Source organism: Psychrobacter piscatorii, assembly GCF_904846415.1.
GTDB lineage: Bacteria > Pseudomonadota > Gammaproteobacteria > Pseudomonadales > Moraxellaceae > Psychrobacter > Psychrobacter piscatorii.
In genome coordinates this window covers 26,134-41,100 of record NZ_CAJHAR010000007.1, presented here as the reverse complement: position 1 = coordinate 41,100, position 14,967 = coordinate 26,134, and the positions used below count along the sequence as shown (strand labels likewise).

General features: G+C 43.0%; 12 protein-coding genes. 7 read left to right on the top strand and 5 right to left on the bottom strand.

Annotation, left to right across the window (positions count from 1 at the left end; translation table 11 throughout):
- Positions 1 to 17: 17 nt before the first annotated feature.
- Entirely contained in the window at positions 18 to 1,040 is a 1,023-nt protein-coding gene (gene rlmF / locus JMX83_RS04790) for a 23S rRNA (adenine(1618)-N(6))-methyltransferase RlmF (protein WP_201599415.1), read from the top strand.
- A gap of 106 nt (positions 1,041 to 1,146) precedes the next feature.
- On the opposite strand, the gene JMX83_RS04785 is transcribed toward rlmF, so the two are convergent.
- From JMX83_RS04785 to dnaA, 5 genes are all read right to left on the bottom strand, one after another.
- Entirely contained in the window at positions 1,147 to 1,791 is a 645-nt protein-coding gene (locus tag JMX83_RS04785; protein ID WP_201599414.1) for a manganese efflux pump MntP, read from the bottom strand.
- A 124-nt stretch (positions 1,792 to 1,915) separates the two neighbouring features.
- Entirely contained in the window at positions 1,916 to 4,546 is a 2,631-nt protein-coding gene (gene gyrB, locus JMX83_RS04780; RefSeq protein ID WP_201599413.1) for a DNA topoisomerase (ATP-hydrolyzing) subunit B, read from the bottom strand.
- 533 nt (positions 4,547 to 5,079) lie between these two features.
- Positions 5,080 to 6,309 (bottom strand): DNA replication/repair protein RecF, encoded by a 1,230-nt coding sequence (gene recF / locus JMX83_RS04775; RefSeq protein ID WP_201599412.1) that lies wholly within the window; start codon positions 6,307 to 6,309, stop codon positions 5,080 to 5,082.
- A 129-nt stretch (positions 6,310 to 6,438) separates the two neighbouring features.
- The gene (gene dnaN / locus JMX83_RS04770) at positions 6,439 to 7,614 is read right to left on the bottom strand and encodes a DNA polymerase III subunit beta (protein WP_201599411.1); all 1,176 of its coding nucleotides are present in this window, start codon (positions 7,612 to 7,614) and stop codon (positions 6,439 to 6,441) included.
- Positions 7,615 to 7,774: 160 nt separating this feature from the next.
- On the bottom strand, positions 7,775 to 9,220 hold the full coding sequence (gene dnaA, locus JMX83_RS04765; RefSeq protein WP_201599410.1) for a chromosomal replication initiator protein DnaA: 1,446 nt from the start codon (positions 9,218 to 9,220) through the stop codon (positions 7,775 to 7,777).
- A 590-nt stretch (positions 9,221 to 9,810) separates the two neighbouring features.
- Here dnaA and rpmH point away from each other — a divergent pair.
- The 6 genes from rpmH to nrdR all read left to right on the top strand — a co-directional run bounded on the left by rpmH (position 9,811) and on the right by nrdR (position 14,963).
- Positions 9,811 to 9,945 (top strand): 50S ribosomal protein L34, encoded by a 135-nt coding sequence (gene rpmH, locus JMX83_RS04760; protein ID WP_007394757.1) that lies wholly within the window; start codon positions 9,811 to 9,813, stop codon positions 9,943 to 9,945.
- Positions 9,946 to 10,131: 186 nt separating this feature from the next.
- Positions 10,132 to 10,503: a ribonuclease P protein component gene (rnpA, locus tag JMX83_RS04755; RefSeq protein ID WP_201599409.1), complete on the top strand. Its 372-nt coding sequence runs from the start codon at positions 10,132 to 10,134 to the stop codon at positions 10,501 to 10,503.
- 1 nt (position 10,504) lies between these two features.
- Complete coding sequence (yidD, locus tag JMX83_RS04750) at positions 10,505 to 10,873, top strand: membrane protein insertion efficiency factor YidD (RefSeq protein ID WP_201599408.1); 369 nt, start codon at positions 10,505 to 10,507, stop codon at positions 10,871 to 10,873.
- Between the two features lie 215 nt (positions 10,874 to 11,088).
- Positions 11,089 to 12,771, top strand: coding sequence for a membrane protein insertase YidC (gene yidC, locus JMX83_RS04745; RefSeq protein ID WP_201599407.1), 1,683 nt, complete (start codon positions 11,089 to 11,091; stop codon positions 12,769 to 12,771).
- Between the two features lie 209 nt (positions 12,772 to 12,980).
- Complete coding sequence (mnmE, locus tag JMX83_RS04740; RefSeq protein WP_201599487.1) at positions 12,981 to 14,417, top strand: tRNA uridine-5-carboxymethylaminomethyl(34) synthesis GTPase MnmE; 1,437 nt, start codon at positions 12,981 to 12,983, stop codon at positions 14,415 to 14,417.
- An 87-nt stretch (positions 14,418 to 14,504) separates the two neighbouring features.
- On the top strand, positions 14,505 to 14,963 hold the full coding sequence (gene nrdR, locus JMX83_RS04735) for a transcriptional regulator NrdR (protein ID WP_201599406.1): 459 nt from the start codon (positions 14,505 to 14,507) through the stop codon (positions 14,961 to 14,963).
- Positions 14,964 to 14,967: the final 4 nt, after the last annotated feature.

Sequence of the window (14,967 nt, the reverse complement as noted above, 5' to 3'; positions counted from 1 at the left end):
TATCGTAGCCCTACCTTATGACCCGTATCCCTGCAAACAGCAAACACAGAAACCGATCTCCTGCGACCGCCAAAAAACTCGGTCAGCTGCATCCGCGCAATCCGCACCAAGGTCGTTACGACTTTGCCGTATTGACTCGCGCCTTGCCTGAGCTTGCTGAGCACACCATCACCAATCCCAAAGGCGAGCCGACGATCAATTTCTCGGATCATCAAGCAGTTCGTGTGCTAAATAAAGCACTACTGGCAAACTATTACGGCGTTAAATTTTGGGATATTCCTGAAGGCTATCTGTGTCCGCCTATCCCTGGGCGTGCCGATTATATTCACTATATTGCGGACTTACTCGCGCAAACCACGCATGTGAATACCGACAACACACCGCCGACGGGTAAAGAGATTCACGCCCTAGATATCGGTACGGGTGCCAGTGCGATCTATCCGATCGTCGGTAGCCAAAGCTACGGCTGGCGATTTACCGCGAGCGACATTGATCCGATTTCGGTCAATACTGCTGCACTGATTTGTGACGCCAATCCAAAACTGAAAAGCGCGGTCAAAGTTAAACTGCAACCTGAGCCTAAATTTATCTTTAAAAATATCATTGGTCGTCAAGACTACTTCGACGTGGTGGTGTGTAACCCGCCGTTTCATGCGTCATTAGAAGAAGCGATGGAAGCCAACAGCCGCAAGCAGCACAACCTGCAACGTCATCGCGGTAAAAATGAAAGCGAGCAAATCAGCCGTCATTCAACCAAGTCAGGTAATGCCGCGCAAAACCTAAATTTTGGTGGTCAGCATAAAGAATTATGGAGTGAAGGTGGCGAGATTGCGTTCTTGACCAAGATGGCAAAAGAGAGCCAAAGCTTTGCCGAGCACGTTGGCTGGTTCACGACGTTGGTGTCAAAATCTGAAAACGTGAAACCTTTACAACTACTATTAAAGCAGTTAGATGTCGCGCAAATGCGCATTATCGAGATGAGCCAAGGTCAAAAAAGCACTCGTGTACTCGCTTGGCGCTTTGATACCGACGAAGAATAGTCGTTGAATACGTAACACGGTTAAGTTTCACGTGAAACAAAAAAGCACCGCTTTGATAGTCAAGGCGGTGCTTTTTGCATAAAGATTAAGTGAAACTCTAAATAGATTAGCTAAAAAACATGACTTTTATACCAATCGCAATCAGTACCACACCGCCCAATACTTCTGCTTTTTCTTCTAGCCATGTGCCTGATCGACGTCCCAAATAGACCCCAATCCAGCCAAACACAGCCGTTACTACCGCGATAATCAAGCAGGCTAGCCATGCATTCAAGGCCAATAAATTTAGCGTAAATCCGGCTGCCATCGCATCGATACTGGTGGCAATCGCTAGCGTAAACATCGTGCGATGATTGATGTGTCCATGATTAGTATGTGCATGATTGTTACTAGCGACTACTCCTGTTTTACCATCAGTGCTAATTGCATCATCGTTGACATCTAACTCATCACTATCTGCATCTGATTCGTCAGCAGCAAACACTTCGTAAAGCATTTTTCCACCTAGAGCAATTAATATAATACCACCAATCCAAGGCGCGGCCGCCGTCAACCAACCCAGCAGCGCGGCACCCAATAAATAACCAATGAGCGGCATTACGCCCTGAGCAATACCAAAGTACAGCGCAGCATAGATAGCCAAGTGCCGTACATACTGATTGCTGTATTTTTGAGCCTTAGCACCCAGTCCTATCGATACCGCAAACGCATCCATCGCTAGGGCGATAGCGAGTAATATCACTTCGATCATTTTATTTCCACAAATTATGATTGCTAGTCAATAGCAATTTATCTAAATAAGTTTCACGTGAAACAAAAATACCGCCTCGATGATCGAAACGGTATTTCATATGCTATGAATAGAACACTCAAATTTAGATGTCTAGATTTGACACCGTTAGGGCATTTTCTTCGATGAAGATACGGCGTGGTTCGACGTGATCACCCATCAAGCAGGTAAACATATGATCAGCGGCAATCGCATCTTCGATAGTGACACGTAGCATGCGGCGGTTTTCTGGATCCATCGTTGTATCCCACAGCTGATCGGCGTTCATCTCACCTAGACCTTTGTAGCGCTGGATAGCCAGACCACGACGTGCGTCGAGCATCATTTGTTGCCAGAGATAATCGAAGTCACGTACTGGGATATCTTTCGTTGTTCCTGCAGACGCTTCGCGGCGAATAAAGGCATCACTCTCAAGTAGTGTGTTCCACTCGCTTGATAGACGTAACAGCTTGCCATACTCACCTGAGTTGATAAAGCTAGCATCTAGCAAATAATGGTGCGCCAGTTGATGCACATATACCGTGACGCGTGGTAGCCATTGCGCCTTAGTAGATAGAGCCTCATTATCTGACGCTTCGCCTTCTGCAGTGCTTGCGGCTTCAGTACCGATGACAGGCGTCATACCCAATAGATCGGCAGCCGCTGCATCCATATTTTTTGGCTGCGGCGCATGGATATTGACCAATTCAATCTCAGGACTTAGATCACTACCGAAATGATCAAGCTTAGTCTGCATTGCTGCTTTCCAGTCCTGCATAGCAGACTCATCATAAGTCATATCAACGGATAGCTTTGGCGTATGCGTCAACGCATCCAAAATGACCGCTGGAAAGCGGATCTGCAAACGAGCTTTGATCAATTGCGTTTGGTTATAATCATTCAGCAGTGTCTCAAGCGCTTGCCCAGTAATGGCAGGCGCATCAGCACTGATATGTAGCTTAGTATTGTCAATCGTTGACGACAATAGATATGCTTTAAGCGCTTCGTCATCCTTTAGATATAGCTCTTGACGACCCTTTTTCACTTTGTATAGCGGTGGCTGTGCGATATAAATATAACCACGCTCAATCAATTCAGGCGTTTGACGGAAGAAGAAAGTCAGCAATAAAGTACGAATATGTGACCCATCAACATCGGCATCGGTCATGATGATGATTTTGTGATAGCGTACTTTATCTGGATTATACTCATCAGGGCCAATGCCACAGCCAAGTGCAGTAATCAGGTTACCCACTTCAGCAGAGGATAGCATCTTGTCAAAGCGCGCACGCTCAACGTTTAGAATTTTACCTTTTAGCGGCAAAATTGCTTGAGTCTTACGGCTACGACCTTGTTTAGCTGAGCCACCTGCAGAATCACCCTCCACGATATATAGCTCTGATAGTACTGGATCTTTTTCTTGGCAGTCAGCAAGTTTACCGGGCAGACCTGCAATATCCAGAGTCGTCTTGCGACGGGTCATTTCACGCGCTTTACGAGCGGCGTCACGCGCCCGGGCTGCTTCCATAATTTTATTAGCAATGGCTTTACCCGCCGTTGGATTCTCTAGCAGATAGTCATTGAATTTATCGTGCATCGCTGATTCGACAGCAGACTTGACTTCACTTGAGACTAGCTTGTCTTTGGTCTGGCTTGAGAATTTTGGATCAGGCACTTTCACCGAGACAATAGCCGTTAGACCTTCACGAGCGTCATCACCAGTCGCAGCGACCTTTTCTTTTTTGAATAAATTCTCGCGATCCATATAGCTATTTAGGCCACGTGTGAGTGCTGAGCGGAAACCTGATAGATGCGTACCGCCATCTTTTTGCGGAATATTATTGGTAAAGCACAGCACTTTTTCGTTGTAAGTATCGGTCCATTGCAGCGCAACCTCGACACTGATACCGTCGTCTTGTTGACTGGTAAAATGGAAGACTTCATTGATACCGTCTTTGCCTGCATTGATATAGCTGACAAATTCTAATAGGCCACCTTTGTGCTCAAACTCATGACGCTTATCAATGCGCTCATCGGTCAGAACGATACGCACACCAGAGTTCAAAAATGACAGCTCGCGTAGGCGTTTTGCCAAGATATCATATTCAAAAACCGTACCGGTGAATACGTCGCTACTTGGATAAAAGCGGATTTGCGTACCGGTTTGATCGGTCGCTTCCATCTGCTGAATATCAGCGTCAGGTACGCCATCAGTATAGGTCTGATGGTAATGATAGCCTTCACGCCAGATATTCATCTCAAGCTTTTTAGACAATGCGTTGACGACCGATACCCCAACACCATGCAGGCCACCTGATACTTTATAGCTATTATCATCGAACTTACCGCCTGCATGCAAGACAGTCATAATGACCTGAGCAGCAGATACACCCTCTTCTGGATGAATATCGACTGGCACGCCGCGACCATTATCCATCACACTGACAGACTCATCTTCGTGAATGATGATATCGATCTGATCACAGTGACCGGCCAGCGCCTCATCGATAGAGTTATCCACGACCTCAAAGACCATGTGATGCAAGCCTGTGCCATCGTCAGTGTCACCGATATACATACCAGGGCGCACGCGTACAGCCTCTAACCCACGCAGTACACGGATATCCTTAGAACTATAATCAGAGGGTAACCCTTCTGGCGCTACGACAGGTGCAATCGTTTCGGCAGCACTGTCTGACGTCAGTTGCTCGTGGTCAATAGGTAATGAATCACTCATGTACATTCCTTAATCTAGCCATTATCAGCCGTTTTTATCAGCGCACCCAGATGGTTACGCCTCATGATGGCATCTTAAAATTAACGTTTATTATTCATAATCTAGAGTGCATGTGAGCAGCTAAACCACTAACCACCGTTAGCCTCAAAAAAGGCCGCACAGAGATAAAATTGGCAAATTACTTATTAGTAATAGTCTTTGTTTTTCTAGCCATTGTTAAAACTATTGAAATAAATAAAATATTTAATTATCAACTACTTATAAAGAAACAAAAAATAGAAATCTTTTATATGATGCTATCAGATAAATTGCTGAGAACAGGACAAAAATAAAGGGTTATTTTAGCATTTTTTTGTCTGTAAGTCACTGTTTACTGGGAGTTTTACGACTTATGAGTCAATGTCTTAGCCTAATAGCTAGTATGAGTGATAGTCGCGACTGTGATGCTCAATAAAGGACGTATAAAAGGAGTTACAAGTAGGCAGGAAAATGCTTAAAGCGATGATAAGCGACTAAGAATTAATCAACAGGAATTAATCAACAGACAATATCTGGCCTTGTTTCACGTGAAACAACTTAGGTTTTGACCACAGCTCATCAACCAAAGGTACGATATCATCCGTCAAACTGGTCATGAACACCTGACAAGGTAGCAGCGATAACGTTGATAAAAGAATGCTTATTGCCCTGTCGTCTAGCTCTGCGGTAATGTCATCTAGTAGCACGACAGGGGTCGCTCTCGATGTTGGACCACTATCAAATGAAACGCTATCTTTATTATCATTGAGCAGTAATGGTAGTTGCGATAAGCGTAGCGCAGTTATGAGCAGCTTTTTTTCACCGCGAGACAATACATTTGCTGCCTGTTCTTTTAAAGTTGGTAATTTAGCATTTACCTCATGGTCTGAGGACGCTGTATTTGTATTTGTCGCCTGACTATCTACAACATCATCAGACCGTACAGCATTATCAGAGCGCCAATGTACGTGGATATCAGCGCGATGATTGCCTATGCGGGTATATCCTAACTGTAAATCCTGCTCTAATCGCTCATTAAGCTGTACATCAAGCGCGACATTAGTGTCATAGCCAGCGTTATAACTTAGGCTCAATTGCTCAGCATAAGATGGCAACAACTGCAGAACACTTTTGGCAAAATAAGGCTGCCACTCAGTAAATACTTGCTCACGATAATGATGTATCAATGCCGCATGATTACTCAGTCCTTTATCCCAAGACTTTAGCTCAGCTAACTGGACTTGAGTCAGATGACGAGTCTTTTTTAGTAAACTATTGCGCTGTTTTAGTAGGCGTTGATAGGCGACCCATTGTGGGTGAAAACCTTGTTTCATGTGAAACACTAACCAATCCAATAGCTGGCGACGACTGGCACTACCCTGCTCTAACATATCCATGGTTGAGGGATCTATCAGTAGCGTGGGTAGCTGCTCGGTCAATATACTTTGGTTGTAGACAGTAGCTTGATTAAGACGCAGAATGGTTGTCGCATCTGCTTGTTTTTGAATGGCTAGCGTACGACTGTCGTTGAGTCTAGCATATACGGTAGTGTTGTTTTGATGATGTTGAATATAACGTTTTGGCTGGTGATGGCGAAAGCTCTTGCCTCTCGATAATAAAAATATCGCTTCAAGCAAAGAGGTTTTGCCGCTACCATTTGCACCGATGATAACGTTGCAAACGGTAGACTGCAGATTAACTTGTGTGAGGTTGCGCAGATTTGATATTTGTAGACGTTCAATCATGATATCGATAGCCGCCCATTATTTTCAGCTTTCAAAGCAAGCAAAAGTTTATTAAAATTCAAGCTGTCCGAGTATATCCTTAAAAGATGCTAGCGCGGTTCAATGCTGTATGATGTGCAAAAAATCAGACTATATACGCATCGGCATGATGACATATTGATGAAACTCATCATTGAGTTGATTGACAAGTACAGATGCATTCGATTGGCTCATATGCATCTGCAAATCACCTTGTATCACCCCTAGCACGTCTTGTAGATACGCAGCATTGAACGATAACTCCATTGGCTCACCCTGATATCTGGCTTGTATCATCTCCACGGCTTCATCTTGCTCAGCATTGTTGGCACGCACCTCTACCATACCATCACTGGCAAAATTAAAGACCACACCGCGAGACTTCTCATTACTCAAAATCGCAACCCGGCGTAATACGTCAGTCATTTTTTCTTGACTAAATAACGCAAGCTTATCTGTATTGCTTGGCATGACGCGGCGATAATCAGGGAATTTGCCATCAATCAAACGGGCAGTAAACGTTACCATTAGGTTTTGACTGACTTGCCCTGCACTATCAACATCGCCAAATGGTAAGCTCACTTGCAAAAACTCACGACCAAAGCTCAGAGTAACTGCATTGTCTTGGTCGCCTAGCACCTTGCCAAGCTCAGTCGCCAAACGTTCAAGCTCAATTACTGCCTTACGTGGCAAGATAGCCTGCATGCTCAGATCAGCACTCACATCTATAACACTACGTGCCAAGGCCAGTCTATGTCCGTCAGTCGCAACGGTCGTCAGCTGCTGCTGTGAAACATCAAACAGCATACCCGTCAAATAATAACGTACATCCTGAATCGCCATCGCAAACTGAGTCTTGTGAATCAAATCTGTCAAGCGACTACGGCTGATGTTCAACGGCGTAATATTTTCAGGATTGCCCAAGCTCGGATAATCTTCACTTGGTAAGGTACCTAGCGTGAAACGGCTCTTGCCACTGGTAAGCAGACAACGCTCATTCGCTTGAGTCGCCAGATTGACTTGAGCTTGTGCAGGTAAAGACTTACAAATATCTTTTAGTTTTGTTGCAGGTAGCGTCGTTGTTCCTGCTTCAACACAAGCACCAGCAGGCAATTTCAAGGTCGATGTCAGCTCCACTTCTAAATCTGAGGCTGTCAAGATAAGCTCGGACTCTGATAACTGCAGCTTAATATTGCCCAATATCACCATATTATGGCGTTTATCAGCGGCTTTGGCGATCAAGTTGATAGCTTTTAGTAACGATTCTCGATTGATCGATAATTGCATGCTTAGTTACTCTTATTTGAATGATTTTTTTATAAAAACTTGACGTAATCGTCTAATAATACCCTGTCTACTGACTATAATCTACAGAGCATCTATCTGCTTATATTTTCAATATTATAAACGATATTTTCTCGCTAAAATACAGTGAAGACTTACTCTACTAACCTGCCTGTAACATCAACGCCAGCGTCTTATAATCCTTGTCAAACGCTGGATCTGCTGCTCGTAATTCATTTACTTTATCGCAAGCGTGCATCACTGTAGTGTGGTCTCGTCCGCCGAATGATTGACCAATCTCAGGGAAACTGTCACCTGTTAACTCGCGCGATAGAGCCATCGCTATTTGGCGAGGTCTGGCGATGCTTCGCGTACGTTTACGTCCCATAATATCCTTGACCGTTACATCATAGTATTCGGCGACTATTTTGCGGATATTATCCATATTTACGGCTTGTACACGCATGGCGACGATGTCTTTTAGCGCGTATTGCACCATCTCAAGAGTAATCTGTGCGCCTGTCAGATTAGCATTTGCAAAAACTTGATTGAGAGCACCTTCTAAGCGTCTGACATTGGATACCACGTTTTGAGCGATAAACAATGCACACTCTTTAGGCAGCACCATGCCATAAGAGGCGGCTTTTTTCTGCAAAATTTGCACACGGGTATCAATCTCAGGAGGATCAACTGCGACCGTCAATCCCCAAGAAAATCGCGACCTAAAGCGCTCATCAAATTCCGTCATTTGCGATGGATGACGATCAGAAGCCAAAATCAGCTGTTTGTCACCACTGGTAAAATCTGCAAACAACGTTAAAAACTCATTACTACTTTTGGTCTTTCCTGCTAAGACATGAATATCATCTACAATTAACAAATCTACTTTTTTTATTTTCTTTTTAAAATCTTCTATTTTATTATTTCTTAATGAATAAACTAATTGATTTATAAATTTTTCAGAAGTGAAATAATAAAAACTTTGATTATTTTTTAAATAGCGATGTGCTACAGAATGCATTAAATGTGTTTTTCCCAATCCAGAAGGTCCGTATATAAATAAAGGATTGTGCCGATTTTTTGATTGTTTTTTACCAAGCTCGTAACAAGCTTTGTAGGCCAGATTGTTCGACTTACCGGTGACAAATGTCTCGAAAGTAAAGTCAGGATTGAGATAGCTTAGTGATTTAGCATCAGCTGAATCGTTTAGTTCTTCCTGACGCATATTAGCGTCGATATCTGCTTTCGAATTATTATGATGGATAGATTCAAATTTATGCTCAGATGGGGTAGGGGAGGGCTTATCCTCCAAAAATAATGAGCCTGATTGTGACTGCTGACTATCGTCTACCTCACGTCCAGCATTATCAACACGGACAACAACCTCCTCAATGCTACCTTGACTGTGCTTAGCAACCAATTGCTGAATATCTTGAAGATGGTTCTTTTTGATATACGTGACAAAATAATCATTAGGCGCAAGAATAATTAGAGTTTGTGCTTCTTGGTGAGCTGACAAAGGTCGCAGCCACATGGTGAAAACGTTGTCTTTAACGTTATAGCGCAAATCGTTCAGACATTTATCCCAAATATTTGCTGTGTCTATCATGAAAAATACTAACCCTATAATTTGAAATAATAGTTAATTTTAATAGCCTGACCTTCTACATAAATGCTTAGTATCAACCGCAATTAACTGTCTTAAAAGTCACACTGAAAAGCTATGAGAAGCCACACACGAAGTAGGGGCTAATCTAACATAGATACCCTGTGGATAAAACCTTGTTTTTTGGGGATAAGACTGTGGATAGTTTTGTGGATAACTCGATAAGATGAGTTATCCATATTTAACCCACAGGTTATCCACAGCCTTACCCATAGTCTAGTATTTTGATAAATAAGGAGAAAAAGGAGTTAACCACAGATAAACAAGGTCCCAATAACAACAATACTTATATATATTAATTAATTATTATTATAGACGTCACACAAAACTGTGGATAACTTCAAAAATTATTCACTGTCAACTAAAAGAACTGGTTAAACAAAACTGGAGTCTTGAACAAATAATATCTAGTAATCTGATAGTAGAAACTAAATCTTCAAAGATAGGCTAAATTAGTTTATTGACCGAATCTATACTGGATGGTATAATCCTCCGTTATTACGAATTTAGTCCATTATTTTGATAGGTGAGTTATGAAACGTACATTCCAACCAAGCGTGATCAAGCGTAAACGTACTCACGGTTTCCGTGCTCGTATGGCAACTAAAAAAGGCCGTCAGGTCTTAGCTCGTCGCCGCGCTAAAGGACGTCATCGTCTAACTGTATAATCAGTAGATAGCGATAAGCATGGCTAATAGTGCTTGTTGTGCTCTTATTGTTTATAGATTGCAATAGTCAATCATCACAACTGACACTTAGCCATATATCAAAAGCGCCCGCATAGGCGCTTTTTTTGTTTCTATATTTTGCTATTATCTCTAATATCGCCATTCCCTATCATATTAGGTCATACCATGCCCAAATCTCTTTCAGCTACACCTACAGCCAATTTTACTAAAGAGCAGCGCCTACTGACACCAGCAGCTTTCCGTGAAGTGTTTGACGCACCCGAGCGTAAGATACATCAGGGTCACTTGATGGCGTTTGTGAGAGCCAGTGCCTATGACAAGCCACGTATCGGTATGGCAATTACTAAGCGTAAAGTACCTACTGCTGTCGCTCGAAATTTGATTAAACGACATATCCGTGAGCAGTTCCGTACAAAAGCTTTTAAATTAGAAAATAAAGATATTGTTTTTATAGTAAAAAAATCAATAAAGGGTATCGATAATAAAGAATTAAAAAATGAAATAAATAATATATTTAAAAAAATAGAAAAAAAATAAAATGAAAAATTTATTAAAATTAATAAATAAAATAATTTATGAATTTTTATTAAATGTAATAAAGTTTTATCAAAAAATAATTAGCCCTATAATACCTGCTCGCTGCCGTTACTATCCCACCTGTTCAAACTATGGTAAACAAGCTTTGGCGTGGCATGGTACTCGTGCAGGTAGTTGGTTGCTTTTAAAACGTCTTAGTAGATGTCATCCGCTTGGTGGACACGGCATTGACTTTGTTCCGCTCCCTTTGTCCTCTTATCATTATCAATATCTACCTTCTACAGCGAGTAGCGATAGTGGAGGATGGGGCATTTACCGAGATAGTCAGGGGTATGTGCCACGTCTTAACTACTTAATGAAGACAACATGAAAATCACAACTTCGGGCTTTAGACATCATCTTCAATGACTTACCCACAAGTTATCCACACTCTTGGTATCATTTGAAGCAGATTTTTAGTAAAATGATGCACATTTTATGTAAATGACTCTCAACGCGGTTATCGATCATGATGATAACTATGCAGTACAGTCATGACACATGCCCTAATTTTTCATTCCCTAATTTTTAATCTAGGAAAGGTTTATGCAAAAGATATTTCGGGTGATGATCATCATTGCGATGCTAATTACCGCTTATCTGCTGATTTTGGCATGGCGAGATGATTATGCCGATGCACCAGCTGTAGAAGCGGTGCCAGAAACTACAAGTTCAGTAGGTGCTGACATTCCTTCTACCACTGGTGCCGCAGGTGATATTCCGGTTCAGACACTACCTGTGGATAACACAGCTGTGACAGCTACGCCTGCAAAGGACACAGGATTAATCACGGTAACAACCGATCGCTATGACATCAAAATCAATCCAGAAGGCGGTGATATTGTCTATGCTGCGCTCAAGCAGTATGACGCGACGCTCGATAGCGATAAGCCTTTCGTATTGCTAGAAAATAATAGCAATCGTGTATACGTGGCTCAGTCTGGACTTATCGGCCAAAATGGTATTGATACGGCAGAAGGTCGAGCGACTTACAGTCACACCGCCAACAATTATGTGATGGAAGCAGGGCAACAAACATTGTCAGTACCGCTTACTTACAAAAAAGATGGCGTGACAATTACCAAGACATTTACCTTTACTGAAAACAAATATCCGATCGATATTAGTTACAAAATTCAAAATGCCTCTACCAACGCGTGGCAAGGCCAGATGTTTGCGCAGCTAAAACGTGACGATAGTAAAGATCCTGGTATGTCTGATAAAGGCGCGCTGAGCATGGCGACTTATCTTGGTGGTGCCTGGGGTACGCCAGATGATCCTTACAATAAACTAAAATTTAAAGACTTCAGCGATGGCGAGCTGACGACGACCAGTGATAAAGGCTGGGTTGGCATTGTGCAGCATTATTTTGTCTCTGCATGGACGCCTGAAAACTTTACAGGTAAGTTCTTCACCCGCGAGACTGGCAACGACTACTTTATTGGCTTTAACAGTCAGCCAGTCAATGTCGCACCAAACAAGCAAGTCACATTGGATGCCACACTGTATGCAGGTCCAAAAGTACAGTCTGAGCTAAAAGATGTGGCAGTTGGTCTGAATAAGACGGTTGATTACGGTTTACTGTGGCCAATATCGAAGGTCTTATTTGCTATCTTGGAAGGTGTGCATAAAGTTGTGGGTAACTGGGGTTGGTCAATCATCCTACTAACGATTTTAGTCAAAATTGCTTTGATGTGGTTCTCTAATAAGAGCTACTACTCAATGGCTAAGATGCGCGCTATTGCACCGAGACTAAAAACGCTAAAAGAAGAGCATGGCGACGACCGTATGAAAATGTCGCAAGAAATGATGGCCATCTACAAAGAAGAGAAAGTCAATCCGATGGCGGGTTGTTTGCCAATCTTGATGCAGATGCCAATTTTCTTAGCCTTATATTGGGTGCTCGTAGAGAGTGTCGAGCTGCGTCATGCGCCATGGATTCTGTGGATTCGCGATCTTTCAGCCATGGACCCATGGTTTATCTTGCCGTTGCTAATGGGTGCGTCAATGTTCATACAGCAGCAGTTGAATCCGCAGCCAGCAGATCCAATGCAAGCAAAAGTGATGAAGTTCTTGCCGATTATCTTTACCGCATTCATGCTATTCTTCCCAGCAGGTTTGGTATTGTATTGGACAGTAAACAACTTGTTCAGTATGACTCAGCAATATATTGTGAATAAGAAAGTCGAAGAAGAGCAGAAGCGCCGCACGGTAAAAATAGTTGACTAACTGACGCTCTATCAGCAGGACAATAATAAAAACCATCGCGCAAGCGGTGGTTTTTTTATGGACAATGGCTTTTGTTATCCACAGCTTATCAACATTAAAAATAAAACATCAATGATTAAGGGAGCTTTCAAAGTTTGTTTTGTCAGTGTGGGCGCAGACGTCTATAATGGGGTTTTTAGCTACTGAGAGTCATTGTGGATTCCTTAGAGATGGCCTTGGCCACACCTAATCATTCTGAAAAATCTAATACCTCTGGACTCGCCACTATTGCTGCGATTGCAACACCACTTGGACGCGGCGGTGTGGGCGTTATACGTCTATCAGGTAGCCGTGCTTATGCCATGGCTTGCGCGATCACGGGCAAATCAGCTTTTACGCCACGTATGGCCAGTTTTTGCCGTTTTTATCAGGCGGATGGTACTGTTATCGACGAAGGGCTAGTATTGTTCTTTAAAGGCCCGCATTCATTCACGGGTGAAGATGTGATTGAGCTGCAAGGGCACGGCGGCGTTATTCTACAGAACCAGTTGCTCGCGCGCGTGTTTGAGTTAGGCGCCAAACAAGCGAGTGCCGGAGAGTTTTCTTATCGTGCTTTTGATAACGATAAATTGGATTTGGTGCAGGCAGAGGCAATCGCTGATGCGATTGATGCGACCAGTGCGGCGGCGGCGAGTAGTGCCATCCGCTCTCTAAGTGGTGAGTTTTCCCAAAAGATTAATCAGCTATTAGAACAGTTGATTCATTTGCGCTTGCATGTTGAAGCTGCCATTGATTTCCCTGATGAAGAAGATGTCGATTTTTTATCTGACGGCGTGATACAGAGCAAACTTGAGCAAACGCAAGATAAAATACAGCAAGTATTAGCCACTGCAAAACAAGGTCAGCTCTTACGAGATGGTATCCATGTTGTGCTAGCAGGTAGGCCAAATGCCGGTAAATCAAGCCTGCTAAATCGTCTAGCGGGGCAAGAACGTGCTATCGTGACTGATGTAGCAGGCACCACGCGTGATACGCTGCAAGAGACGGTCGTGCTCAATGGTTTGACGCTACATCTTACCGATACGGCAGGCCTGCGTGATACAGAAGACACGGTAGAGCGTATCGGCATTGAACGTGCTCGCACCGCCATTACCCAAGCTGATATGCTGCTGATGGTTTACGATGTGACTCGCGATGTTGAAGAAGAAAGCACACCGTTGCAATTGGCTGAGCAGTTATTTGGCGAGCTGCCAGATGCCAAACGATTACTAATAATTGCCAATAAAAGTGATCTATTAAGCGATGATAGTAGTGAAAAATCGGCCTTTATGACACAAGCTGAAATCAAAGATAGAGGCTACGAACAAGTCAATGTTTCATGTGAAACAGGTGCTGGTATCGATAATTTAGTCGAAGCGTTATGTGCAAAGGTAGGTTTTCATCCGCCAGAAAATAGCCTCATCGCTCGTACGCGTCATATAGATGCCCTCAGACGGACTGCCAACTATTTAACAGAGGCGCATGAGCAGTTAACGGTGTTTCAAGCAGGTGAATTAGTCGCTGAAAGCTTGCGTCAAGCGCAGCAGAGCTTGGGTGAAATCACGGGCGAGTTTAGTGCTGATGATTTGCTCGGCAAGATATTTGGTAGTTTTTGTATTGGTAAATAACGGTTGAATAACCTTATCTATTACTCAATAAATTTGTTTATCTTATAAGTTTTGCTTTTATTCTTAGTCGTAAAATAAGGAATTGCTATGCACTGCCCGTATTGTAATGCATCAGAGACAAAAGTGATCGACTCACGTCTTGCTGCAGAAGGTGCGCAAGTGCGTCGCCGCCGTTCGTGCAATAGTTGCCAAGAGCGTTTTACAACGTTTGAGATGGTAGAAGTGGTGATGCCAAGGATTATCAAATCCAGCAACAAGATTGAGCCTTACGACAATGAAAAACTGCGCCGTTCTATCTTGTTGCCTTTGCAAAAGCGCCCCATCACTATCGATGAGCAAGAGGCAATGATTAGTCGAGTTGAAAAACGCGTCAGACAAATGGGTGAGCGTGAAATCAGTAGCAAAGTCTTGGGTGAAATCATCATGAGTGAACTAAAGGCGTTAGATGATGTCGCTTATGTGCGTTTTGCTAGTGTTTATCGTGATTTTCAAGACATCGATGCCTTTCATCAAGAGATTGCTAATATTCGTCCAAATGACAAATAAGCTG

Bases quoted from the DNA above. Each gene is read 5' to 3' on its own strand.
- rpmH (WP_007394757.1), top strand. From the start codon at position 9,811: ATGAAACGTACATTCCAACCAAGCGTGATCAAGCGTAAACGTACTCAC.
- yidD (WP_201599408.1), top strand. From the start codon at position 10,505: ATGAAAAATTTATTAAAATTAATAAATAAAATAATTTATGAATTTTTA.
- rnpA (WP_201599409.1), top strand. From the start codon at position 10,132: ATGCCCAAATCTCTTTCAGCTACACCTACAGCCAATTTTACTAAAGAG.
- dnaA (WP_201599410.1), bottom strand. From the start codon at position 9,220: ATGATAGACACAGCAAATATTTGGGATAAATGTCTGAACGATTTGCGC.
- yidC (WP_201599407.1), top strand. From the start codon at position 11,089: ATGCAAAAGATATTTCGGGTGATGATCATCATTGCGATGCTAATTACC.
- recF (WP_201599412.1), bottom strand. From the start codon at position 6,309: ATGATTGAACGTCTACAAATATCAAATCTGCGCAACCTCACACAAGTT.
- JMX83_RS04785 (WP_201599414.1), bottom strand. From the start codon at position 1,791: ATGATCGAAGTGATATTACTCGCTATCGCCCTAGCGATGGATGCGTTT.
- dnaN (WP_201599411.1), bottom strand. From the start codon at position 7,614: ATGCAATTATCGATCAATCGAGAATCGTTACTAAAAGCTATCAACTTG.
- nrdR (WP_201599406.1), top strand. From the start codon at position 14,505: ATGCACTGCCCGTATTGTAATGCATCAGAGACAAAAGTGATCGACTCA.
- rlmF (WP_201599415.1), top strand. From the start codon at position 18: ATGACCCGTATCCCTGCAAACAGCAAACACAGAAACCGATCTCCTGCG.
- mnmE (WP_201599487.1), top strand. From the start codon at position 12,981: ATGGCCTTGGCCACACCTAATCATTCTGAAAAATCTAATACCTCTGGA.
- gyrB (WP_201599413.1), bottom strand. From the start codon at position 4,546: ATGAGTGATTCATTACCTATTGACCACGAGCAACTGACGTCAGACAGT.